General features: G+C 56.9%; 21 protein-coding genes and 1 pseudogene. 12 read left to right on the top strand and 10 right to left on the bottom strand.

Going from position 1 to position 22,624, the window contains the following annotated elements:
* Both NAT21_RS13310 and NAT21_RS13305 read right to left on the bottom strand, forming a co-directional pair.
* Positions 1-119: pseudogene (locus NAT21_RS13310) on the bottom strand (sulfate adenylyltransferase subunit CysD); the annotation flags it as partial.
* 405 nt (positions 120-524) lie between these two features.
* Positions 525-1,469 carry a glycosyltransferase family 8 protein gene (locus tag NAT21_RS13305; protein ID WP_250939150.1) on the bottom strand — a complete coding sequence of 315 codons (945 nt, stop codon included), beginning with the start codon at positions 1,467-1,469 and terminating at the stop codon, positions 525-527.
* 287 nt (positions 1,470-1,756) lie between these two features.
* Here NAT21_RS13305 and NAT21_RS13300 point away from each other — a divergent pair, with 287 nt between their 5' ends.
* Genes NAT21_RS13300 through NAT21_RS13285 form a run of 4 tightly spaced genes read left to right on the top strand, consistent with a single transcriptional unit; the run spans position 1,757 to position 5,535 of the window.
* The gene (locus tag NAT21_RS13300; protein WP_250939149.1) at positions 1,757-2,449 is read left to right on the top strand and encodes an acylneuraminate cytidylyltransferase family protein; all 693 of its coding nucleotides are present in this window, start codon (positions 1,757-1,759) and stop codon (positions 2,447-2,449) included.
* Positions 2,433-3,479 (top strand): N-acetylneuraminate synthase family protein, encoded by a 1,047-nt coding sequence (locus NAT21_RS13295; protein WP_250939147.1) that lies wholly within the window; start codon positions 2,433-2,435, stop codon positions 3,477-3,479. Before NAT21_RS13300 ends, NAT21_RS13295 begins: the two co-directional genes overlap by 17 nt.
* The gene (gene neuC, locus NAT21_RS13290) at positions 3,476-4,609 is read left to right on the top strand and encodes a UDP-N-acetylglucosamine 2-epimerase (RefSeq protein WP_250939145.1); all 1,134 of its coding nucleotides are present in this window, start codon (positions 3,476-3,478) and stop codon (positions 4,607-4,609) included. The genes NAT21_RS13295 and neuC overlap by 4 nt, the downstream gene beginning before the upstream one ends.
* The gene (locus tag NAT21_RS13285; protein ID WP_250939143.1) at positions 4,609-5,535 is read left to right on the top strand and encodes a hypothetical protein; all 927 of its coding nucleotides are present in this window, start codon (positions 4,609-4,611) and stop codon (positions 5,533-5,535) included. Before neuC ends, NAT21_RS13285 begins: the two co-directional genes overlap by 1 nt.
* Here the strand turns inward: NAT21_RS13285 and NAT21_RS13280 are convergent.
* Positions 5,523-6,533: an NAD-dependent epimerase gene (locus NAT21_RS13280; RefSeq protein WP_250939141.1), complete on the bottom strand. Its 1,011-nt coding sequence runs from the start codon at positions 6,531-6,533 to the stop codon at positions 5,523-5,525. The genes NAT21_RS13285 and NAT21_RS13280 overlap by 13 nt on opposite strands.
* A 142-nt stretch (positions 6,534-6,675) precedes the next feature.
* On the bottom strand, positions 6,676-7,941 hold the full coding sequence (gene glyA, locus NAT21_RS13275; protein ID WP_250939139.1) for a serine hydroxymethyltransferase: 1,266 nt from the start codon (positions 7,939-7,941) through the stop codon (positions 6,676-6,678).
* Positions 7,942-8,142: 201 nt separating this feature from the next.
* Here glyA and NAT21_RS13270 point away from each other — a divergent pair, with 201 nt between their 5' ends.
* Positions 8,143-9,513, top strand: coding sequence for an O-antigen ligase family protein (locus NAT21_RS13270; protein ID WP_250939137.1), 1,371 nt, complete (start codon positions 8,143-8,145; stop codon positions 9,511-9,513).
* On the opposite strand, the gene NAT21_RS13265 is transcribed toward NAT21_RS13270, so the two are convergent.
* Both NAT21_RS13265 and NAT21_RS13260 read right to left on the bottom strand, forming a co-directional pair.
* Complete coding sequence (locus NAT21_RS13265) at positions 9,510-12,005, bottom strand: ABC transporter permease (protein ID WP_350355179.1); 2,496 nt, start codon at positions 12,003-12,005, stop codon at positions 9,510-9,512. The two genes, NAT21_RS13270 and NAT21_RS13265, sit on opposite strands and share 4 nt — an antisense overlap.
* A 2-nt stretch (positions 12,006-12,007) precedes the next feature.
* Positions 12,008-12,724 (bottom strand): ABC transporter ATP-binding protein, encoded by a 717-nt coding sequence (locus tag NAT21_RS13260; protein ID WP_250939134.1) that lies wholly within the window; start codon positions 12,722-12,724, stop codon positions 12,008-12,010.
* Here NAT21_RS13260 and NAT21_RS13255 point away from each other — a divergent pair.
* On the top strand, positions 12,723-13,406 hold the full coding sequence (locus NAT21_RS13255) for an arylesterase (protein ID WP_284732800.1): 684 nt from the start codon (positions 12,723-12,725) through the stop codon (positions 13,404-13,406). The two genes, NAT21_RS13260 and NAT21_RS13255, sit on opposite strands and share 2 nt — an antisense overlap.
* Before the next feature lie 21 nt (positions 13,407-13,427).
* On the opposite strand, the gene NAT21_RS13250 is transcribed toward NAT21_RS13255, so the two are convergent.
* A complete protein-coding gene (locus tag NAT21_RS13250; protein ID WP_250939133.1) occupies positions 13,428-14,339 on the bottom strand; it encodes a DMT family transporter in 912 nt (303 codons plus the stop codon).
* A gap of 151 nt (positions 14,340-14,490) precedes the next feature.
* Here NAT21_RS13250 and NAT21_RS13245 point away from each other — a divergent pair, with 151 nt between their 5' ends.
* Positions 14,491-15,468, top strand: a complete 978-nt coding sequence (locus tag NAT21_RS13245) for a zinc transporter ZntB (protein ID WP_250939132.1) — start codon at positions 14,491-14,493, stop codon at positions 15,466-15,468.
* A gap of 15 nt (positions 15,469-15,483) precedes the next feature.
* On the opposite strand, the gene NAT21_RS13240 is transcribed toward NAT21_RS13245, so the two are convergent.
* Positions 15,484-15,750: an Rdx family protein gene (locus NAT21_RS13240; RefSeq protein ID WP_250939131.1), complete on the bottom strand. Its 267-nt coding sequence runs from the start codon at positions 15,748-15,750 to the stop codon at positions 15,484-15,486.
* 79 nt (positions 15,751-15,829) lie between these two features.
* On the opposite strand from NAT21_RS13240, the gene NAT21_RS13235 reads away from it, so the two are divergent.
* The 5 genes from NAT21_RS13235 (at position 15,830) to NAT21_RS13215 (ending at position 20,460) form a co-directional block, all read left to right on the top strand.
* Complete coding sequence (locus tag NAT21_RS13235) at positions 15,830-17,158, top strand: MFS transporter (protein ID WP_250939130.1); 1,329 nt, start codon at positions 15,830-15,832, stop codon at positions 17,156-17,158.
* A gap of 91 nt (positions 17,159-17,249) precedes the next feature.
* The gene (locus NAT21_RS13230) at positions 17,250-17,690 is read left to right on the top strand and encodes a PAS domain-containing protein (protein WP_250939129.1); all 441 of its coding nucleotides are present in this window, start codon (positions 17,250-17,252) and stop codon (positions 17,688-17,690) included.
* 97 nt (positions 17,691-17,787) lie between these two features.
* The gene (locus tag NAT21_RS13225) at positions 17,788-18,000 is read left to right on the top strand and encodes a PA3496 family putative envelope integrity protein (RefSeq protein WP_250939128.1); all 213 of its coding nucleotides are present in this window, start codon (positions 17,788-17,790) and stop codon (positions 17,998-18,000) included.
* A 169-nt stretch (positions 18,001-18,169) separates the two neighbouring features.
* On the top strand, positions 18,170-19,831 hold the full coding sequence (gene ettA, locus NAT21_RS13220; protein ID WP_250939127.1) for an energy-dependent translational throttle protein EttA: 1,662 nt from the start codon (positions 18,170-18,172) through the stop codon (positions 19,829-19,831).
* A gap of 161 nt (positions 19,832-19,992) precedes the next feature.
* Positions 19,993-20,460, top strand: a complete 468-nt coding sequence (locus NAT21_RS13215; RefSeq protein WP_250939126.1) for a hypothetical protein — start codon at positions 19,993-19,995, stop codon at positions 20,458-20,460.
* Positions 20,461-20,506: 46 nt separating this feature from the next.
* On the opposite strand, the gene lpxL is transcribed toward NAT21_RS13215, so the two are convergent.
* Together lpxL and alr are read right to left on the bottom strand one after the other, a co-directional pair.
* Positions 20,507-21,460, bottom strand: coding sequence for an LpxL/LpxP family Kdo(2)-lipid IV(A) lauroyl/palmitoleoyl acyltransferase (gene lpxL / locus NAT21_RS13210; RefSeq protein WP_407658254.1), 954 nt, complete (start codon positions 21,458-21,460; stop codon positions 20,507-20,509).
* A gap of 60 nt (positions 21,461-21,520) precedes the next feature.
* A complete protein-coding gene (gene alr / locus NAT21_RS13205; protein ID WP_250939124.1) occupies positions 21,521-22,612 on the bottom strand; it encodes an alanine racemase in 1,092 nt (363 codons plus the stop codon).
* Positions 22,613-22,624 lie beyond the last annotated feature (12 nt).

Raw genomic sequence — 22,624 nt, 5'->3', positions numbered from 1 at the left:
TCCTTGCCGATGGAATACAGCATGACAGGATTGCGAAATTCCGCGGCTACTTCGCGGATGATATGTATCGACTCGGCTTCGAGCTGCTTTAAATGCGTCTGGCGCTCAGGTGAAAGCATCGCGGGTGATGAGGTATTCATGAGTTTATCTTTTCACTGTCAATGCTGTGATATCAGGCTTTCAAAACGCTTAAAAAAGCCTCGTGTAATGAGCAGCTAGTGCACTTGCACATCGGAAAATTAATGAGTACGAGTCTGCTTTTATCATACAGCGCGCGAAACGAACTAACTATACACACATTCATTACGGTTATTAATTATACACAACTAAATTAACAAAACTAAAAAACACACAACCTAAAGGATGAATCCGAATAAGTCGAACTCAACGTTTCAAGCTATTAGGCAGGGTACTAATCATGCAGGCAGAAAAGTAAACGTAAATACAGCTCGTTTACTGCTGTTAATCAGCTAATGACACACGACGGTGCGTGGTATCGAAAGGAAAAATACCGGGCAGCTGCCTCAAGGCGCTCTAACACAGCCGGAAGATGACTGTTGACTCAAATACCGAGCTCGACGCATTTCTTTTGCATGAGATGCGACATTCATATAGTGAACTGCCCGACCCCAGATGCTTTCAGGCAGGGGTTTCAATGAGCGCCAGGACGAATCATCAAGATACGAAAGCCAGAGCTTTCGGAAGGGATGAAAGCACCCGAACACCCAGGGCTTCTTTTTGGCCAGAAAGTGAACCAGGCCCGGACGCTTGACGGCGGCTTCAAAACTATCCGCGTCATATCCTGTTTTTGAAAACCGCTTCTTCTCGTAACGCGACCACACCCCGGGCTGCACGTTCCAGCGCAGTGGCAGGCGTTGCCACTCGCCATGAAACAACACATTAAGCGCATCCTGATCAGGGTATTCAAAAGTATCACCCTGCTCCCTCATCAGATCCAGTAGTTTTTCTTCACATCGCCGGGCACGCCAGGCTTCCAGGTTAATCACCAGTACGCCGGAATTGAAATACCTTCCAGGCTTGCAGAGTTGCGAGGTCGGACCACCGATATTTTCCACGGCGGCAAGCACATGAGCCGGGTCATGATCATCCAGTAGATCACCTATATCGGTCGTTGCCAGTACGTCACAGTCCAGATAAATAACCCGCTTTACCGACGCCGGAAGTATGGAGGCAATGCTCAGCCTGTAATAGGAAGCAATGCCATACCGTTTGATTGGAAAACTGGAAAATGCGCAGGGGTCCGGGGTATACCAGTGAATACTGACGTCCAGCCGGCCGGCACCCAGCGCATTGATCCTTTCACGGTTATCAGTACTGACGCCCTGCTCGACAAGATGAAATTCCATGGCTCCGTCAGGCCGGGTATCGAGGATGGAACTTATTAAAACACCAGCCCAGGGCGCATAGGTATTGTCGGTAGCGAGCACTACGTGAACGTGATCGGACATGCTGACTCCCGGATTATGGCTAGAGGGTATAACACGGGCTTTCCGGGGAAATACTCGGAAACCAGGCGCAGATGGCCTACGCCATACGCCCGATGGCACTATACAGAAGGCCGGGCATGAGAAATTGAGGTAAAGGGTATACTTCATGATAGAAAGCGTAGCGTCAGGAAACTGAATGCTCGCTTATGATGACGACATGAAGCATCAGACAGGGTCAGGCATAAGCATGTTGATGTTTATATCCTTGATACGTTATTACCATGAATCACAGGAAATACGGCACGCGCATGAATATTGCCATTATTACCGCCCGAGGCGGATCGAAGGGGCTGCCTGGCAAGAATACTGCCCTGCTTGGTGGTCGACCACTGATTGGCTGGACTATAGCGGCCGCACTTGAGAGTGGGTGCTTCGATAGAGTGATCGTCACCAGCGATGATCCAGCCATCCTTGAAACGGCACGTATCGAAGGAGCAGAAGTAATTGAGCGGCCATCCAGTCTGGCGACAGATACTGCGTCCAGCTTTGATGCGCTCATGCATGCAGTGGACGAAGTGGAACAGGAAGGCACCAGAGCCACAACGGTCACGTTACTGCAGCCCACATCTCCTCTTCGGCGCGCGCACCATATCCGGGAGGCCTTTGAACGTCTCCTGCCTGAGGTAAATGGCGTCATCAGTGCCGTCATCCCCGACACCCATCCGATGAAGGCCTACCGACTGAATGAAGACGGGTTCATGGTCGGCCTGTATGACAGTGAAGCACCTTATCGGCCACGACAGACCCTGCCGGATTGTTGTTATGCTAATGGGGCTATCTATATATTTCGCCGACAGGCCCTGAAAACCGGAAAGAATTTCCCGAGGGATGGCATTGTCCCCAGCCTCATGTCGGCTACCGATTCCATTGATATTGATACACGCGACGACCTACTGCGTGTCGAACACATTCTGAGAGCCCAACATGTCAGCACACCCTGAATTTTATATTGGCACACGTGCCGTCGGTTACGATCATCCTCCGCTGGTGATCGCGGAAATAGGCATCAATCACGAGGGTAGCCTGGATGTCGCCATCGAAATGGTGGATGCAGCCATCCGTGCCGGGGCCGAGGTAATCAAACACCAGACCCATATCATCGAGGATGAAATGTCATCGGAAGCTCGGGGCGTCATACCGGGCAATGCGGACGTCTCTATTTATGACATCATGGAGCGATGCGCGCTGAACGAGGACGATGAGCGCGCACTGATGGAGCATGTCGAACGTCAGGGGGCAATTTTCATCAGTACTCCCTTCTCCAGAGCTGCCGCTGAAAGGCTTGAGCGCTTTGGCGTTCAGGCCTACAAGATTGGTTCAGGCGAGTGCAACAACTACCCGTTGATCGAACATATTGCCTCCCTTGGCAAGCCCATCATCCTGAGTACAGGCATGAACAGCCTGGACGCCATAGAGCCTGCCGTTGACATCATGCGCCGTGCCGGCGTGCCCTTCTGCCTGCTGCACTGTACCAACCTCTACCCCACTCCAGATCACCTGATTCGACTGGGCGGCATCAATGCGCTGGCCGACCATTTCCCGGATGCCGTTGTCGGGCTATCCGATCATAGCGCCGATCACATGGCATGTGTGGGTGCCGTTGCAGTCGGGGCCAGCGTCCTTGAGCGCCACTTTACTGATCACAAGTCGCGTCAGGGCCCGGATATCGTCTGCTCGATGGATCCAGAGGAATGCAGCCTGCTGATCCATGAAGCCAACCGCATGCAGAAGATGCGCGGCGGCACCAAGGGAGCCGTGCCTGAAGAAAAGCCCACCATCGACTTTGCTTATGCCAGTGTCGTGGCCATTGCGCCCATCAAGGAGGGCGAGACACTCAGCAAGGATAATATCTGGGTCAAGCGGCCGGGCAGCGGCGACTTTTCTGCCGCCGAATACAATGCACTTCTAGGCAGGGTCGCCGCTCGCGATATCCAGCATGACGTGCAGCTCAAGCGCGAGGATGTAAAGTGACACGGCGCGTTCTGTTTTTGACCGGCACTCGAGCAGATTTTGGCAAGCTGAAACCCCTCATGATGGCTGTTGACCAGGCCGACGATGTTGAGCTCGACATTTTTGTCACGGGCATGCATATGCATGCCCGTTATGGGCACACCTATCGGGAGATAGAAAAATCAGGGTTTGTTCATTACCACACCCACATCAACCAGCGCCACGGCGATGAAATGGATATCGTTCTGGCCAAAACGATTACAGGCCTGTCGGATTATGTCCGTGAAAACCGCCCGGATCTGCTTGTTGTGCACGGCGATCGAGTAGAGACACTGGCCGGGGCCATTGTGGGCAGTTTGAACAATATTTTGGTGGCACATATCGAGGGGGGAGAAATTTCGGGCACCATCGATGAGCTGATCCGCCACTCGGTGTCAAAGCTGTCGCATCTCCATTTTGTGTGCAATGCCGAGGCGGCTGCCCGCTTAAAATGGATGGGAGAAAGGGAATCATCGATTCGTATTATCGGCTCACCGGATCTGGATATCATGCACTCCAGTGAACTGCCGGCGCTTTCCGAGGTGATTGATCGCTACAGGCTGCCCTTCCGTACCTTTTCGTTATTCATGTACCACCCGGTGACGACAGAAGTCGACCAGCTGCCACAGCATATCAAGGCTGTCATGGATGGGCTGATGGCGAGCGAAGAAAACCTGGTGATGATCTATCCCAATAATGACAGCGGTAGCGATATCATCCTGGAAGCAATAGAGCAGTATCGCGATCATCCTCGTGTTGCCATTTATCCATCACTGCGGTTTGAATGCTTTTTGACGCTGCTGCAACAGGCGCGCTGTATTATCGGCAATTCCAGCGCAGGTGTGCGAGAAGCACCGGTATACGGTACGCCGGCCATCAACATCGGTTCCCGCCAGCAGGGCCGCATTCCTGCCTGTGACAGCATCATGAATGTAAATAATGATCAGGGGGCGATCGCCAGTGCGATACGGCTCATGGCAGGGAAACAGTTCTCGCCACAGGCGACGTTCGGCGACGGCAACAGCGTGAGTCATTTCATGGCGGCTCTGAATGAATCAAGACTCTGGCAAACCAGTCACCAAAAGCAATTCAGGGATGTCGAGGCGCCTTAATGAAGCATCTGTTCTGCATCAGCTCACCCTTTCAGGCCGATAGCGCACGACGCATCATTGGTCATTACGGCCTGCCGAGCGAGGAGGTACGCATCCTCCTGTTTGACCACGCCTTCGGGCGAGACCATGAGCGAGTACTCTGCAGCCTGGGTGAACTGGCAGGGCAGTTAGAAATTCGGCACATTACCGCCAAAACCAATGCACTGTCACGCCGTCTTCGCTTTGTATTTCGTGAAGCACCGGAGGGGAATTTCAAGGTATATAGCGGCGACTGGCGCAACAAACTTTTCAAGTTCTTTGCGCTGCATCCAGGGTTCAGGGGATTTATCGCCATGGATGACGGTACGGCATCCCTTGTCATCGCGGAACAGGCTGCGAAGGGGCGTCAGAAAATGTTTGCAGGCCTAGCGCGTTTCAGACCGCTGTTCATATCGCGCTATCCCCTCAAGACCCTGTGTCCGTCTCTTGAGGTCATTTCACTGCCAACAGCGTGCCATCAGAAGCCACTCGATACCAATGCGGTGCTTTTCATTGGCTGCTGTGTTGTAGAGAAGGGCATCATGCGTGAAGAGGATTATCAGCAGCAGCTGGCCTGCGCGCGAGCCGCCTTTCCGCACCAACGCATTGTCTATTATCCTCATCGCAGCGAGCAGTCACGTACCCTGCCCGAGGGCTTTGAACGTGTTGACCCGGCGGTCCCCATCGAACACTGGTTTGAAATGCAGCCTTCTCCACCGGCAGGCCTTGTTTCCCTGTTCTCATCTGCACTGATCAATCTGGCCAGTGACTACCCTGATATTCGCGCCTTTTACATGAAGCCAACGGCCGACAGGATTCTCAAGCGCAGTGACGATATAGAACGCGTCTACCACTGGCTGGAATGTCTGCCTGGCTTTACCCGGCTGCCCGAGATTCATACACCGTAAAAGGATCGGTACCAGTCGACAAAGGCACCGATGCCCTGCTCTATCGAGGTGCCTGGCGTGTATCCCGTCACGCTGGCCAGCGACGCCGTATCAGCCCATGTGGCAGGCACATCACCTGGCTGCATGGGCATGTACCTGATCTGCGCACGGATGCCGGTGTGTCGCTCGATCGCGCGAACAAAATCCATCAGCGGTACCGGCTCGCCCCGGCCAATGTTGAAAACACGGTAAGGTGCACTGCTGCCATCCGGCGCAGGCGCCGACGCATCCCACTCGGGATTCGCCTGAGGAGGCTGGTCCAGCACATCCAGTACGCCCTGAACAATATCGTCAATGTAGGTAAAATCCCGGGCCATGTTTCCTTCGTTATAAACGCTGACCAGCTCTCCGGCCAGAATGGCTCGCGTAAACTTGAAAAGCGCCATGTCCGGGCGGCCCCACGGACCATAGACGGTAAAGAAACGCAGACCGGTAGCGGGCAGCCCATACAGATGAGAATAACTGTGAACCATCAGTTCTCCTGCTCGCTTGGTTGCTGCATAAAGGCTGACCGGATGGTCTGCAGTGTGGTCGGGAGCAAAGGGCATGTTCTCATTCAGGCCATATACCGAGCTTGATGAGGCGAAGACAAGATGCCGTACGTTGTGCCGACGGCAGCCTTCAAGGATATTGATCTGCCCCACCAGATTGGTCTGGCCGTAGGCATGCGGGTTTTCGATCGAGTGGCGCACTCCGGCCTGGGCCGCCAGATGTATTACCGCATCCACGGCATGCCGGTCGAAGAAATCCCGCATTGCCTCGGTATCAGCAATGTCGATGTTTTCAACATGCACGTCACCATGTTGCGCGAGATCATTCAGCCGCGCCTCCTTGAGTGCCGGATCATAATAATCATTCAGGTTATCCACCCCGATGAGCCGGTCTCCTCCACGCGTCAGCAGCCGTCTGGCAACCGCATGCCCGATAAACCCGGCCACACCGGTAACAAGAATGTTCATGTAATGCCCGCTCCTGAACACGTGCCCGGTGCACAATCCCTGCCCCGTCACACTGGTTTAAACAAAAAAAGCCGCGCACAGGGCGCGGCTTTCGTATCAAGCCTTCGACGCCATAGTTGACGCCGAAAACATTAACGCACCATTAAGCGTAAACCGGCAGTCTCTGGCAGATCTTCTCGACCTTGCCCCGAACGTCCTGTTCAACAGCCGTGGTGTCTTCGCCCTTCTCGAGCACATCAAGAATGTCACAGATCCAGCCTGTCAGCTCACGGCAGTCTTCAACATTGAAACCACGCGTAGTCACCGCAGGTGTACCAATGCGCAGACCGGAGGTTACAAACGGGCTTTGCGGATCGTTTGGAACGGCATTCTTGTTGACGGTAATGTGCGCACGCCCCAGTGATGCGTCTGCATCCTTGCCGGTCACACCCTGCTTGATCAGTGACAGCAGGAACAAATGGTCTTCCGTGCCTCCGGAGACCACGTCAAAGCCGCGCTCGATGAAGACCTCGGCCATGGCCCTGGCATTATCCAGCACCTGCTGTTGATAGGTCTTGAACTCGGGGGACAGTGCCTCCTTGAAGCAGATGGCCTTGCCGGCAATCACGTGCATCAACGGGCCGCCCTGACCACCCGGGAACACGGCCGAGTTCAGCTTCTTGTAAAGGTCCTCATCGCCGGCGGCCGAAAGGATCAGGCCACCACGCGGGCCGCGCAATGTCTTGTGAGTCGTGGTGGTTACTACATGTGCATGGGGCAGCGGACTGGGATAAACGCCTGCTGCCACCAGACCGGCCACATGCGCCATGTCAACAAACAGGTAGGCGCCAACACCATCGGCAATCTCGCGGAAACGCGCCCAGTCGATGATCTGTGAATATGCCGAGAACCCGGCAATGATCATTTTCGGCTGGTGTTCCTTCGCCAGGCGTTCGACCTCGTCATAATCGATCAGCCCCTGCTCGTTCAGGCCATACTGAACGGCATTGTAGTGCTTGCCGGAAAAGTTCGGACGCGCACCATGGGTCAGGTGACCACCGGCATCCAGGCTCATGCCAAGAATCGTGTCATTGGGCTTGACCAGCGCCTGAAACACGGCGCTGTTGGCTTGGGAACCTGCATGAGGCTGCACATTGGCATAATCGCAGGAAAACAGTTCACAGGCCCGGTCAATGGCCAGCTGCTCTACCTTGTCGACAAACTCGCAACCGCCGTAATAACGCTTGCCGGGGTAACCTTCCGCATACTTGTTGGTCAACAGGGAGCCCTGAGCTTCCATTACACGCGGGCTGGTATAGTTTTCTGATGCAATCAGCTCGATATGAGCTTCCTGACGCGCTACTTCCTCGGAGATGGCGCTGGCGATATCGTCATCAAATCCGGCAATCGTCATATCACGTCTGAACATGAAGCAGTCCTCAACAAAAGGCAGGCAAAAAGTGAGCGGTCATCATAGCGCAGGCGTATGAACGTTTCACTCGAAAGGCAGTCATGCAGCGCCGGACAATGACTCATGACAAAAGCCGGCAATTCAGGTGCCTCCTCCGGCTTAAAACATACAATAAATAACGTAAAATCCAGTTTTCACCATTAGCTCATGGACAACCCAATGCCGAACCGTATCGCCTTGTTTATGGGACCGCCGCCAGCCCATTCCCCCGGCTGGGCCTATCGAATCGGGCTGATAGCAACACTTCTGTTTCTGGGCTGCTGGTCGGTTTTATTTGAGGTATCACGCCAGCTTGAAGCCGTGGTACTGGTCATGTTTGTCATCGGCGCCGTCTGCACACCGGCACGGGGGCGCATGGCCCGGGACCCGTTGTTGATCCTGCTGGTCATCTGGCTCTTGCTGCAATGTGTCACCCTCCCCTTTGCCATGGCGCATTTCCCGGCATTTGCTGACGATCAGATCACCTCGATGCGCCATCTGACAAAGCTGTTCCTGGTATTACCGGTAGCCTGGTTTCTCTACGGACATCATCTGCGAACAGGGCTGGCATTGGGGCTCTTTCTCATGGGTATGGTGATGACGGCGCTTGTCTACCTGACCCTCCACCCTCAGTACTGGTTTCAGCTCACAGCCAATAATCGCCCCACCCTGGGGTTTAAAAACTGGGAGCATGCGGGAGTAGCGCTTGGAGTGGTACTCATTGCCCTGAGCTGCCTTGCTCCCAGATTCACGGGCTGGCTGCGTCACGGCGAGGCATCCACAGGATGGAAGAGCCTGTCAGCCGCACTGATGATCGCAGCCTTCGGGATGTCCGCATTTGGCGTGCTACTTGTGAAAACCCGTGCCAGCTGGCTGGGCCTGATACTGGTCATCATCATCAGTCTGACGGGGCTTTTGATCACGTCATTGCGAAAGCCGGCGTACCGCCGGCGCGGGCTGAGCCTCTGTGCACTGATCATTATTGCCATCGGGCTGCTTTCAGTAGTGCTCGGCCCGATGCTCCTGACCCGTATGACCGCTGAAAGCGGTGTGATCCGCCATATCCTGCAGGGCGATCTGACCGATATCCCCATGACCAGTATTGGCTTTCGCATCCATGCCTGGTACTACGGCATTCAGACATGGCTTGAGCACCCCTGGTTCGGCTGGGGGCCTAAAAGCCATATCCCGCTATTGCTTCAAAGCATGCATCCGGTCGGCCAGGGAACACTGGGTGACATCGCAGCCCAAAGCAATCTGCGCCACTTCCACAACAGCTATCTGTCATTGTTGATTGCCAACGGGCTGGCCGGAACAGCGGTAATGGCGGCGGCGGTCGGCGTCATCATTCGCGGAGCCCTCATGGCCTGGCGACGCGGCGACATGCCTACCGACATACTGGTATTTCTGGTGCTGTTCGGCGTGTTCTGGGCGGTGGTCAACAGCTTCGAAAGCTACATCAACTACGACACAGGCTATTTCATGGCAGCCATGACCGGTGGCCTGGCCTACAGCTTTCATTTGCGGCACCGCCTGGAATCCAGCCGTTAAATCTCATCAAGCAACCCCAGGCTCCGGACAGGGGCCTGGGTACGCAGCGGGCGCGCCATGGCAACCCCCAGCCCTCCCACAAACAGCATGCCTGCAGCAGGTAGCACACCCCAAAGCAGCGGATGCCACGCCACAGGCAAGTCCAGCCAGCCGGCGTACAATGCTGCCAGCCCGGCTTCAACCACCATCGCCGCCATTACCCCCGACAGTCCACCCAGCATGACAAATTCGCTGATATGCGCTTGCCTCAAATACGCCTGCTGCGCTCCAAATACGCGCAGCAGCGCGCCTTCATGGGCCCGCTCCGGCAGGGAAGCGACCAGGGCCGCATACAACACCGCCACACCGGCCAGCGCCACAAACAGCAGAATAAAGGCAATGGCGCGTGACACCTGATCCAGAATGCGGTCAACCTGGTCCAGAATGGCAGTGATATCCAGAAAGGACACCGCCGGGAATTCTGATACCAGCGAGCCAATGGCCGGAGCATCTTTCGGCGGCACGTAAAATGCCGTGATGAAACTGTGGCTGAAGCCTTCCAGCACGCCAGGTGGGAAAATAACGAAGAAGTTGGGCTGAAAGCTTTCCCAGTCCACCTTCCTGATACTGGTAATTCTGGCCGTCACATGCTGATCGGCAATCTCGAACGTCATGGTATCGCCAGGGGAAAGGCCCAGCCGGGTGGCCAGCCGCTCGGCCACTGAGATAGGCACGGGACCACCAGCGTCGACTGGGTCAGAGGCAAACCAGGCACCGCGGGTTATCCGATTCGCCTCAGGAAGCGTACGCCGCCAGGTCAGGTTCAGTTCACGCCGCAGGTTGCCATCGTCACGGGCGTCTTCCGGCACTGCTTCACGGGGCAACTGACCATTGATGGCGCTGATACGCCCACGAACCAGCGGATAAACATCACTTCGGCGAGAGCTGATGTTATCCAGCGCCGCTACGAAAGCGTCTCGCTCGGCAGGCTGAATATTGATCGCGAACTGGTTTGGCGCCTGCTCGGGCAAACGCTGCTGCCAGTCACTCAGCAGGTCACTGCGCACAAGCGCGATGAACCCCACTGCTGCCAGCGTCAGCGTGAAGGCGATCAGCTGGCTCTGACTGGAACGCCGCCGATGCCCCAGCTGACGAATTCCCATCCGCCAAGGGCCACCCAGCAGCGATGACACCCTGGATAGCCCTGCCAGACATCCAAGTGAAATAACCCACAACACCCCCATGACACCCCAACCTGCTATAACGACCCAGCCGGCGAGAGGGGCATCACCGCTGTAAAGCCATAGCAGTGCACCGAAGACAGCGCTGGCCATCAACAAGACCACCCAGGCAGATGCTGGCAGAGGATCGAGTTCACGACGCAGTACCTTGAGGGCGCTGACGTTTTCAAGACGTAGCAGCGTCGGCCCGGCAAAGCCGGCCAGAATGGCCACTGCCGTCAGTATTCCCAGGCCCAGTGGCGCCAGACCTGGCGCTGGCAGAGCCAGTGTCAGCATTGAGGACAGAATGGAGGCCAACCCGTACTGCCCCAGCCAGCCCAGCCCCGCGCCGATCAGAGAGGCGGCCAGTGCCAGCCAGCTTAACTGGTAAACAAACAGGCGACTGAAATCGGCGCGGCTGCTACCGAAGCAGCGCATCATGGCGACCGTCATCAGATGGCGGTCCACATAGCGACGCGTGGCCATGGCGACAGCAACTCCCGCCAGCAGCACGGCGGCCAGCCCGGCCAGACTCAGATACTTCTGTACTCGATCAAGCGTGCGGCCCAGTCGTGGGCTATCCGTTTGTACGTCCATGACGCGAACACCCTGATCCTTGAGCTGCTCAAGCCATGGTCGTACCCGGGCCACGGCATCGGCACTGCCACGCCCCATCAGTCGCCAGGTGGATCGCGAACCTGGCTGGATCAGCTGTGACGCCATCAATGTTGATGGTGACAGCATGATATGAGGATTAAGGCTTTCGAGCCCGCCACGCTGGTCAGGCTCACGCTGGATCCAGCCGGCCACCTCCACGCGCGACCGCCCCAGCTGGAAGGTATCACCCTGGGTCACGGACAAGGCACGGCCCAGCCGCCGGTCAATCCATACACGACCGTCAGAGGGTGGCCCCTGCGTGGCACGTGCGCCCTGGCCGGCATCAATCATCAGTTGGCCATACAGCGGATAAGCGCGATCAACGACCTTGAGACTGGCCAACTGAAATGCCCCGTCATGGCTGGCCATCGATATCAGCTGCGTTTGCTGGCTGATATCGAACCCCGCTGCCCGAAGCCTTTGCTGCTGCGTATCGCTGAAGGCGGCCCCCTTTACCAGTACCACATCTCCCCCCAGCAGCTGGCCGGCCTGGCGTTCCAGCCCCTGAGTCAACCGGTCGAGAAAAAAGCCGATCATGGTGGTGGCTGCCACCGCAATGATCATGGCCACCAGCAGCGCGCGCACATCGGCAGCGCGCAAGTCACGGCGCAGACTTTTCAGGGCCAGCAACAGCATGCTCATTCCTCCTCGACCAGAGGGTGAAGCTGACCATCGACCAGTTCCAGCTGACGCTCACACTGACGAGCCAGCGCGACATCATGGGTTACCAGTACAAGCGTTGTGCCCTTTTCGCGATTGAGCGTAAACAGCAGCTCGGTAATATCGTGCCCGGTACGATGATCCAGATTGCCGGTGGGTTCATCGGCAAATACCAGCTCCGGGGAGGTAACAAAGGCACGGGCGATCGCAACGCGCTGCTGCTCCCCTCCCGAGAGCTGACGCGGCAGGTGGTCCAGCCGGGCACCGAGGCCGACACGTTCAAGCCATTCGCGGGCCGTGGCACTTTTTGAACGGGCGTGGGTCAATTCAAGCGGGAGCGTGACATTTTCAAGGGCGGTCAGGGTCGGTAACAATTGAAAGTTCTGAAACACGAACCCGACCCGACCGGCACGAAGTCGGGCACGGCCATCCTCGTCACTGTCACTCATGGCATCACCAAACAGGCTCAGCGTGCCACTGGTGGGGGTATCAAGGCCTGCCAGCAGGCTTAACAGGGTAGACTTCCCCGACCCGGAACGGCCGAGTATAGCCAGGCGCTCTCCAGCCGTAATACGTAACTCCAGCGCATCAAGAACAGTCAGTTCATGGGCGCCGGAGCGCACCTTTTTCGTCAACTGCCGTGCGCACAACACCGTGCGTGCTTGTTTTTCCTGCAAGGATGAGGCTTCAGACATGCTCAAGGGACTCCTGACATTACACCCGTTCACACCGGTGATTTGGTGCCGTACCCGGCAGGGCATCGGCGCACTGACTCTGGCCCTGATGGGCCTTCTGACGTCGATGCCGGCCAGCGCACAGACGATCCTGGTTTTTGGTGACAGCCTGAGTTCGGCCCATAACATGCCTGAAGACAAGGGATGGGTGCACCTGCTGCAACAGCGCCTGGGCAATGAGGACAAGGTCATCAATGCCAGTATCTCGGGCGAAACCACCTCGGGCGGCCTGGCGCGCCTGCCCCGGACGCTCAAGCAGACCGACCCGGACATCGTACTGCTGGAACTGGGCGGTAACGACGGGCTGCGAGGGCTGCCTCCCCGGCAGATCAAGGACCGCCTAGATCAGATGATCCAGATGATTCGTGGCTATCCGGCGAAGGTTGGCATTCTAGGCATCATGATTCCGCCCAATTATGGCCCGCAATATTCGGATGCCTTCAAGAATATCTACCCGGAGCTGGCTGAAAAATACGGCCTGCCGCTCAAGCCGTTCATTCTCGACAACATCGCCTTCAATGATGACCTGATGCAAAAGGACGGCATCCACCCCAATGCTGCAGCCCAGCCAACGGTGCTCGATAATGTCTGGAGTGTAGTTGACCAGTTGCTGAGTCTGCCGCCGCTGAAGACCGATGATTAAGTCGCTGTTCAGATGAAGGCATCATCCGGCATCACTCAGCGGAGTCGGATGATGCCTGCGGTCGCGGCGGGCAGCGACCTGCTGCAGGATCAAACCGGCGAGAATGGCCATCAACCCCCACAGGGTCGATAGACTGATGGGCTCGCCGATCACGACATGTAACAACAGCAATGAGATGGGCGGGGACAGAAAAATCAGATTGGAAATCTTCGAGGTACGCGATATGCGGTGCACGGCCATCTGCCACAGCACGAAGGACACTCCCATTTCGAACAGCCCGACGTAGATGCTGCCGGCCAGCGCACCGGTACTGTATCCATGAAACCCTTCCTGCCAGGCCACCAGTGCCCACAGCACAGGCAAGGCCACCGTAAAGTTCTGCCACTGCGCCACCAGCGGCGGACGATGATCCTGCCGGTTAAGCAGCCAGTAAAGCGCCCAGATCACGGTGCTGATCAGTGCACAGGCTACGCCGGTCGGGCTTTCAAAGGCCATGTTGAAGATATCGCCTCGCGTGGCGATCACCCACACACCGAAATAGCTGACCAGACTCGATAGCATGTCGCCCGCAGTCAACCGGTGTCCCAGCAATGGAACCGATAGCAGCGCCAACGCCAGCGCCCAGGTATAGTTGATGGCCATGGCTTCCTGCCCGGGCAACAGGTCATAGGCGGCAAACAGCACCAGATAATACGCCACCGGATTCATCATCCCGGCCCAGAGAGCCGTACCCCAGCCACGCAGCAGCATCCGGCGGTCCTGACGCTGATAAAGGAGCAGTCCGCCCAGAAAGACCCAGGACACTGTTGAAGCAATGCTGATCAGTTCAATGGGGCGCATTTCGGCCAGCGACCACTTGAAGGCAGTCGCCACCGTTGACCACAATGCCACGGCGCCCAGCCCATAACCTATCGCGCGTTGATCCTGTGTCACTGCACTTTCCTCGTGGCTGGAATAAATCAGACTTGCCGCGCTCGCGCACGCCTCGCATCATGCGGCCAATATACAGGGAACAGCCTGGTCTCATTCCCGCCCCGAATCAATAAACCCTGTGTCGGCCTTGCCGACACCTCAGGAGAGAGTCATGTCCGAAACGCATACGTCACTGGTGGCCGCCTATCGCCTGGATGGCCTGGGTCGGGGGCACGCACTGGAGCGGGATAACCTCAGCCAGATCTGGCAAACCGACCCCGCCCCCATATGGATGCATCTTGACTTCAGCCGGGGCGATGCCACCAACTATCTGGAAGATATCGCCGACCTGCACGAAGACATCATCGAAGCCCTGCTCGAGGAGCAGACTCGGCCTCGTGTGGGCCGATTCAATGGCGGTCTGGTCACTACCCTTCGCGGCATCAACCTCAACCCGGGTGCGGCACCGGACGACATGATTTCCCTTCGGGTCTGGCTGACGCACAACCGGCTGATTACCCTGAGGCGCAGACCGCTGCAATCCATCACACTGGTGCGCAACTATTTGCACGACGGTGAAGGCCCCCACAATGTCTCCGAGCTGCTCGGTGCCATGACCGATGCCATGATCGACAAGGTGGGAGAGCTGGGAATCGAGCTGGATGACCGGCTGGGCAAGCTGGAAGAAGATCAGCTCAATGATGTTCCGATGGCCGATGATGATGAACTGCTCAAGCTGCGCCGCTCCCTGGTGACACTTCGCCGCTTCATGGAACCCCAGTGCGACTGTCTGAACAGACTGGCTGAAAACAAAACGTTCGTGGAAGAAACCGCCAGCCTGTGGCTGCGTGAATCTGCCAACCAGCTGCAACGCCATGTGGAAGACATCAAGGCCATGCAGGAGCGCGCCCTGATGCTGCAGGAACAGCTCAACAGCGAGAGAAATGAACGCCTCAATGACCGAATGTATCTACTGTCGGTCATTACCGCCATCTTCCTGCCACTGGGCTTCCTGACCGGCCTGATGGGCATCAATCTTGGCGGAATTCCCGGCGCGGAAAACCACTATGGCTTTACCATTTTTGTCGCCATTGTGGTGGCCATCATCATTGCCCAACTGTGGCTGTTGAAACGCAAGCGCTGGTGGTAGACCGGCAGGAAAGAATCAGCGATCCAGGTGACCAAGATCACGTCCGGGGTCAAGGCGATCACGTACCAGCCGCTTGATTTCCTTCACGGCCGGGAAGCCGTTGTCCCGCTTGCGATCCCAGATCAGCTCACCATTGGCGAGAATATCGAAGTGGCCGCCATGGCTGGGGGCCAGCGCCACTTCGTCCAGATCTTCGCCGAACGTCTGCAATAGTTCCTGGGCATACCAGGCGGCGCGCATCAGCCAGTGGCATTGGGTACAATAATGAATCGTGATTCTCATCCGGGTCCCTATCAATGAAAGTTATGGGCTACGCTTTGCAACTTTAGCGATTGATCGCCATGAGAGACAAGGAAGTAACATGGCTTTAAACAGTGTGGACGACTCCCTCACCTACGCCTATGAAAAACTTGCCAATGATGAAGATAGCCGTGCCTGTCGTGATATACCGGAGAGTGCCTGTCATCAGCAACCCGGCAATTTCATCAAGCAGCTTATCGGGTCACTCGGCAACAAGCTGGCAGACGAGCTCGCCAGTGCCCGCCTGATACTCCCCTGGCTTCTGGGCGCGCTGGGTGCGCCGGGCTGGATGATCGGTCTGCTGGTCCCTATTCGCGAAGCCGGCTCGCTGTTGCCCCAACTGCTGGTAGCGGCGTTTATTCGCCCCTTGCCACAGCGCAAGTATGCCTGGGCCGTGGGGAGCCTTCTTCAGTCAGTATCCGCGCTGGCGCTGTCATTGATCGCCCTTTATGGATCATCTTCACTGGGCGGTGGTCTTGTACTGGCAGTACTTGCCATCCTGTCGCTGGCACGGGGGATAACCTCGATCGCTACCAAGGATGTGCTGGGCAAGACCATCGACAAGGATCGTCGAGGCCGTCTTCTGGGCTGGAGTGGCAGTCTGGCAGGTGCCGCCACACTGATCGCCGGCGTTGTGATCGTACTGCTCGGCAACCATCCGAACCGATCGGCCCTGGCGGTACTACTGGCAATCGCTGCCATCGGCTGGCTTCTGAACGCACTATGCGCGCTGTGGCTGAAGGAAGATGCCGGTGCGACCCAGGGCGGACGGAATGCACTGACCATCATGGGCGATGGCCTGCGGGCACTGCGGACGGATCGCAACTTTCTGATGTTCAATCTATGTCGTACGCTGTTGCTCGGCAGCGCCCTGTCCCTCCCGTACATGGCACTGCTTGCACAGCAAAACAGTGATGAAAATCTGAAGGGGCTGGGCGTGCTGATCCTGATTTCAGGAGTTGCCGGCATGCTGGCAAGCCCTGTCTGGGGAAAGCAGGCGGATCAGGGCAGCCATCGCGTGATGCGCAATGCTGGCCTGCTGGCCGCGGCGGCTCTTGCTCTGGTAACCCTGCTGACGCTGCTTCCCTTTGCATGGCTGCATACGGTGTGGCCTTATGCGGCCCTCTATGCCGTCATGATGGTCGCCCATGCAGGCATCCGTCTTGGCCGCAAGGCCTACGTGGTCAACCTGGCCGGCAGGGACAACCGAGCCATGTATGTCGCCATGTCCAATACCACTACCGGCATCATGCTTCTGGTGCTGGGTGTAACAATCGGATGGGTTACCCATGGACTGGGTAGTACCTGGGCGTTACTTTTGCTTACAATAAGCCTGTTGCTGGCTTCTTTACTTGCACACCGTCTGCCGAATGCCGAAGCATCCCCGTAACGCCATGCGGGTGCTTCCCTGTAGACCACCACCGACCTGCGCACGTGACTATTCCGGCGCGATGGACCACTGATCAAGGACACTCTGGCCCATGGAACGACCGCACATGATCGACCCCGCTCTGCTTGAACGCGTCATCAACTCATCCGACGATGGCATCGTGGTGGCTGAACAGGAAGGCAACGAAAACATTCTGATCTACGTCAACCAGGGCTTCGAGCGGCTGACAGGCTACAGCGCCGATGACATCCTCTATCGGGATTGTCGCTTTCTTCAAAATGGCGATACCCAACAGCCCGGGCTGGACCGTATCCGAGACGCCCTGACCGAAGGGAAAGCGTGCCGTGAAATCATTCGCAACTATCGAAAGGATGGCAGTCTCTTCTGGAACGAACTGTCAATGACGCCAGTCTTTGACAGTGAAGATGAACTGCAATACTTCATTGGTGTCCAGAAGGACGTAACCTCAATGATGGAAATGCGTCTGGAACTGGAACGACTTCGTGAGCAACTCGGCCGGAAAGAAAGCTGAATATTTCATTTAAAAGTCAAGTAACGTTTTGAAAAGGGGTTGCATCCTTCAAGCCATCACGCTATACAGCGTTCATGACCATCTGCGATGGAGGTGAATGATGAGTTCAACAGAGCTGCACCTTGATGACGATGACCTGCAGGACGATGCGGTCAATGACGACGATTTCGAGACACGTCGCCCCAGAAAATCCGACCCTCAAAGTCGCCGACGTCTTGAGTCCTTTCTTGAAGAACGCCGACTGCAACGAGTGATCGAGGATGACTGGGACCTCGACGATGACGATGACGAGTTTGACGAGGAGGAGTAACACACCTTCCTGCTGCACTCATTGCGACCGCCTTCGGGCGGTCGCGTCGTTTACCCGCCCTAGCTGATGGCTGGCCTTGCGCCTCGCCTGCCTCTATCATCACACACCGAACACTACTGCCCGGCGCACTGCCGGCGCACTCATTTCAAAGCAAGGTAACTGGACTCCCATGGCGCAATACGTTTACACCATGAATCGGGTCGGCAAGATCGTGCCACCCAAACGGGAAATCCTGAAAGACATTTCCCTGTCATTCTTTCCGGGCGCCAAGATCGGCGTATTGGGTTTGAATGGCTCTGGCAAGTCCTCGCTGCTGCGGATCATGGCGGGCGTGGACACGGAATTCAACGGCGAAGCTCGCCCGATGCCGAACCTGAATGTCGGCTACCTTCCCCAGGAACCGGAACTGGATGACAGCAAGACGGTTCGCGATATCGTGGAAGAATCCGTCTCGGTCATCAAGGATGCTCAGGCACGACTGGATGAAGTCTATGCCGCCTACGCCGATCCGGACGCTGATTTCGATGCCCTGGCCGCCGAGCAGGGACGGCTTGAAAACATCATTGAAGCCAGCGACGCCCATAACCTGGAGCGCAAGCTGGAAGTGGCCGCCGAGGCACTGAGACTGCCGCCCTGGGAGGCACAGATTGCTCATCTTTCAGGGGGCGAGCGCCGTCGTGTTGCCCTGTGCCGCCTGCTGCTGTCCGGCCCGGACATGCTGTTGCTCGACGAGCCGACCAACCACCTGGACGCTGAATCCGTCGCTTGGCTTGAGCGGTTTCTGGTTGAATACCCCGGTACCGTCGTCGCCGTGACCCACGACCGCTACTTCCTGGATAATGCTGCGGGGTGGATTCTGGAACTTGACCGTGGCCGCGGCATCCCGTTTGAAGGGAACTACTCCAACTGGCTTGAAACCAAGGAGCAACGTCTGGCTCAGGAAGCCAAGCAGGAAGCCTCTCGTCAGAAGGCCATTACCCAGGAGCTCGAATGGGTACGCCAGAATCCCAAGGGACGCCAGGCCAAGAGCAAGGCACGCCTTAATCGCTTCGAGGAAATGCAGTCCGGTGATTTCCAGAAGCGTAACGAAACCAATGAAATCTACATTCCGCCCGGCCCGAGACTTGGTGACAAGGTCATCGAATTTCACAACGTCACCAAGAGCTTTGAAGGCAAGGTACTGTTTGAGGACCTGTCCTTTACCGTTCCGCAGGGGGCCATCGTAGGTATTGTCGGTGGCAACGGCGCCGGTAAATCCACGCTGTTCAAGCTGGTCACCGGCATGGAAAGCCCGGATGCGGGTGATGTCGTCATCGGCGAAACAGTTCAAATTGCCTACGTCGAGCAGCTCAGGGACAAGATGCAGGACAGCCAGACAGTCTGGGAAGCAGTATCCGACGGTCAGGACATGCTCAATATCAATGGCTACGAAGTCTCGTCACGCGCCTATGTCGGCCGCTTCAACTTCAAGGGCACGGATCAGCAGAAATACCTGAAGGATCTTTCCGGCGGTGAGCGTGGCCGTCTGCAGCTGGCTCAGACTCTCAAGCAGGGGGCCAACGTTCTGCTGCTGGATGAGCCGTCCAACGACCTGGACATTGAAACCCTTCGTGCTCTGGAAGATGCCCTGCTGGCCTTTCCGGGCTGCGCCATGGTCATCTCGCATGACCGCTGGTTCCTTGACCGTATTGCCACCCATATTCTTGCTTATGAAGGTGACTCCGAAGTGGTCTTCTTTGAAGGCAATTACGCTGAATATGAGGCAGACCACCAGAAACGTGTCGGCAACGATACCCCCAAGCGCACCAAGTACAAGCGTATTGATGCCTGAGCCTGGTTCGACTGCTTTATAATGAAACGCCCCGATGGGGCGTTTTTTATTCAATGCATGAAACAGGAATTATTAATCACGATACACGGACGCTTTGTCACCAGCCGCACACCTTATACTTTTCAGCACGCTCGGAAATATAATGACTGAGGTCATATTGCGTGAAGGAAAAAATCGCCGTCGCAGCCATGATCCTGTCTGGCGCCGTATGCTTTTACGTTTACGTCCTTATCAACGAAGGCTGCCCCTACTCCCGACACCTTGATGCGCGCATGTGCCAGGTCGTTACCAACACGGCCACTGCCCTTTCAGAAACACTTCCACTGCCCGCCGCCGCCGATATGCGAATCATCGCTGCTCAGGCCGACAAGGCCACTCTGGTACTGCACGTACAGGCTACCGAGACACGCAGCAGCATTATTGCCAAGCTTCGCAGACACCCTGCCTCACAGGCTCGGATCAACAGGTACCTTCATGACCGCATGCGCTATGCACTGTGCAACGGACCCAGGGATAATCCCATGCGTCGCATACTGAATAACAAGGGAGCGCTGCGCTACCACGTTACGGATAAAAACGGTGAGGCCGTTGGTAGCGTCACACTTGAGCGCCTGGCCTGTACAAGGTGAGTGCCATCGCACACGCTTGCAGATGACACATGGCATGGGAGGCTCGTCAGTACAGGGAAGGATCCCGCTTGTCGGGGCGGGTCTTGAAACGACGGTGCAACCACAGATACTGTTCCGGATGACGGCGTATCGCCTGCTCGATAACCTGATTGACCCGCGCCGCATCGGCGACTTCATCGCCGGTCGGGAAATCGGCAATGGCGGGCAGATACTCGAGCGTATAGGTGCGATTGTCCGGATTACGGTGAAATATCAGCGGCATGACCGGTGCTCCCGTCATCCCGGCAATTCTGGACGTCATTTTTATCGTGGCCGCTTCAACCCCGAAAAAGGGGGCAAACACGCTGGCTTCCCGCCCGAAATCCTGGTCCGGCGAGTACCACACTGCACGCCCTGACTTGATGCGCTTTACCACACCGCGCAGATCGTGACGATCAATGGCCGCCCCGAAGATGCGGCGACGCGCCCGAGTCATGAAAGACTCGAACACGGGGCTGTCATGCGGTCGATATACCACATCCGCATCAAAAAACAGGGAATGAAGCGCTCCGCCCAGGTCCAGGGTGGAAAAATGAATGCCGATGATCAGCACCCCCTTGCCCTGCGCTTTAGCCTGCACCATGTGCTCATGGCCCTTGAAGGCGACCCGATGACGCAAATGCTCCGGGTCACGGCACCAGCCGGTCGCCGTTTCAAGAATGCCGATCCCGTTGGCATGAAAGGTCTCACGTACCAACCGGGCTCGCGCCCGATCATCCAGCTCCGGGAAACACAGCCGTAGATTGGTCTCGGTGATGTGACGGCGCCGCCTGGCAAAACGCCAGACGCACTCCCCCATGATCCTGCCAAGGGCAATTTTCACTGGCCAGGGAAGCCAAGCACCAAGTTTCATAAGGGTGATGCCGGCCCACGTTGGCCAGTAATACGGATGCGCCGGATGCGCCGGACGCGTTCGTTTCTTCTTGCCCATATCCTGTCCATTACTGAAAATGGCGGTCATTGTAGACCGCCATCAGGGTGACTTCGAGTCATGCCTGTATCTGGCGCGTCCTGTACACAATCAAGGGTAATGACGCGGCACGCGCGGCAATACGCCAGTCAGCAGGGTATAACTGATGGTATCGCAGTACCGCGCCACCTCATTGATGTCCAGACAGGCCTCATTGGGTCCACGACCCCACAGCGTTACGGTCGTCCCGATATCTGCAGAGGGTACGTCCGTAATATCAACCGTCATCATGTCCATCGACACCCGGCCGGCCAATCCGCAGCGAATGCCATCCACCAGTACGGGTGTGCCGTCAGGTGCATGGCGGTCGTAACCATCGCCATAACCACAGGCAATAACGGCGATTCGGCTGGGGCGCGTCGTAACAAATCGGCCGCCATACCCTACCGGCTCACCGGCTTCCAGCTGCTGAACGGCAATGATACGGCTGGAAAGTGTCATCACCGGCTTCAATCGCCGTGATAGATCATTCTCACCTTCGAGCGGGCTGGCCCCGTAAAGCATGATTCCCGGGCGATTCCAGCCGCCATGCACTTCCGGTCGGCATAACGTGGCCGGCGAATTGGCAAAGCAGATATCGGCATTCAGCTGATGCGCCGTGGACTGCGCCGTAGCGGCCTGCTGCTGGAATAATGCCGTATCCATCAGTTCTGCCGTGGCAAAGTGCGTCATCAGGCGAAGTCCGGAGACGTGGGAAGAAGCCGCAAGCCGCTGCCAGACGACCGGCAGGTCGGCCGGCTGAAATCCGAGCCGGTGCATGCCGGAGTCCAGCTTGACCCAGACGGTAATCGGCGCCGAAAGCTCGGCGGCCAGCAGGGCCTCGAGCTGCCACTGCGCGTGTACCACGCACCAGTAGTCACGATGGGCGATATCCTGCAACTCGGCCGGGTCAAAGAAGCCTTCCAGCAATACTACAGGTGACTCGATCCCCCCATCACGCAGGGCATCGGCTTCCTCGATGGATGCCACGCCAAACGCGGGAGCAAGTGACTCGAGCGCCCTGGCACAGGCCAGTGCGCCATGACCATAGGCATTGGCCTTGATCACGGCCAGTGCCTGGCTGTGCGGCGCACACTCACACGCCAGTCGGTAGTTGTGGCGCAGGGCCTCAAGGTCAATCGAAGCGGTCAGAGGGCGCGCCATGTATCACTCCAC

The sequence above is a fragment of the Larsenimonas rhizosphaerae genome, from assembly GCF_023700005.1.
Taxonomy (GTDB): Bacteria; Pseudomonadota; Gammaproteobacteria; order Pseudomonadales; family Halomonadaceae; genus Larsenimonas; species Larsenimonas rhizosphaerae.
The sequence above is the reverse complement of the archived record's forward strand: the minus strand, read 5'-3'. Positions and strand labels throughout refer to the sequence as shown.

Bases quoted from the DNA above. Each gene is read 5' to 3' on its own strand.
- NAT21_RS13305 (WP_250939150.1), bottom strand. From the start codon at position 1,469: ATGTCCGATCACGTTCACGTAGTGCTCGCTACCGACAATACCTATGCG.
- NAT21_RS13300 (WP_250939149.1), top strand. From the start codon at position 1,757: ATGAATATTGCCATTATTACCGCCCGAGGCGGATCGAAGGGGCTGCCT.
- NAT21_RS13295 (WP_250939147.1), top strand. From the start codon at position 2,433: ATGTCAGCACACCCTGAATTTTATATTGGCACACGTGCCGTCGGTTAC.
- NAT21_RS13285 (WP_250939143.1), top strand. From the start codon at position 4,609: ATGAAGCATCTGTTCTGCATCAGCTCACCCTTTCAGGCCGATAGCGCA.
- NAT21_RS13280 (WP_250939141.1), bottom strand. From the start codon at position 6,533: ATGAACATTCTTGTTACCGGTGTGGCCGGGTTTATCGGGCATGCGGTT.
- glyA (WP_250939139.1), bottom strand. From the start codon at position 7,941: ATGTTCAGACGTGATATGACGATTGCCGGATTTGATGACGATATCGCC.
- NAT21_RS13270 (WP_250939137.1), top strand. From the start codon at position 8,143: ATGCCGAACCGTATCGCCTTGTTTATGGGACCGCCGCCAGCCCATTCC.
- NAT21_RS13265 (WP_350355179.1), bottom strand. From the start codon at position 12,005: ATGCTGTTGCTGGCCCTGAAAAGTCTGCGCCGTGACTTGCGCGCTGCC.
- NAT21_RS13255 (WP_284732800.1), top strand. From the start codon at position 12,723: ATGCTCAAGGGACTCCTGACATTACACCCGTTCACACCGGTGATTTGG.
- NAT21_RS13260 (WP_250939134.1), bottom strand. From the start codon at position 12,724: ATGTCTGAAGCCTCATCCTTGCAGGAAAAACAAGCACGCACGGTGTTG.
- NAT21_RS13245 (WP_250939132.1), top strand. From the start codon at position 14,491: ATGTCCGAAACGCATACGTCACTGGTGGCCGCCTATCGCCTGGATGGC.
- NAT21_RS13240 (WP_250939131.1), bottom strand. From the start codon at position 15,750: ATGAGAATCACGATTCATTATTGTACCCAATGCCACTGGCTGATGCGC.
- NAT21_RS13235 (WP_250939130.1), top strand. From the start codon at position 15,830: ATGGCTTTAAACAGTGTGGACGACTCCCTCACCTACGCCTATGAAAAA.
- NAT21_RS13230 (WP_250939129.1), top strand. From the start codon at position 17,250: ATGGAACGACCGCACATGATCGACCCCGCTCTGCTTGAACGCGTCATC.
- NAT21_RS13225 (WP_250939128.1), top strand. From the start codon at position 17,788: ATGATGAGTTCAACAGAGCTGCACCTTGATGACGATGACCTGCAGGAC.
- ettA (WP_250939127.1), top strand. From the start codon at position 18,170: ATGGCGCAATACGTTTACACCATGAATCGGGTCGGCAAGATCGTGCCA.
- lpxL (WP_407658254.1), bottom strand. From the start codon at position 21,460: ATGACCGCCATTTTCAGTAATGGACAGGATATGGGCAAGAAGAAACGA.
- alr (WP_250939124.1), bottom strand. From the start codon at position 22,612: ATGGCGCGCCCTCTGACCGCTTCGATTGACCTTGAGGCCCTGCGCCAC.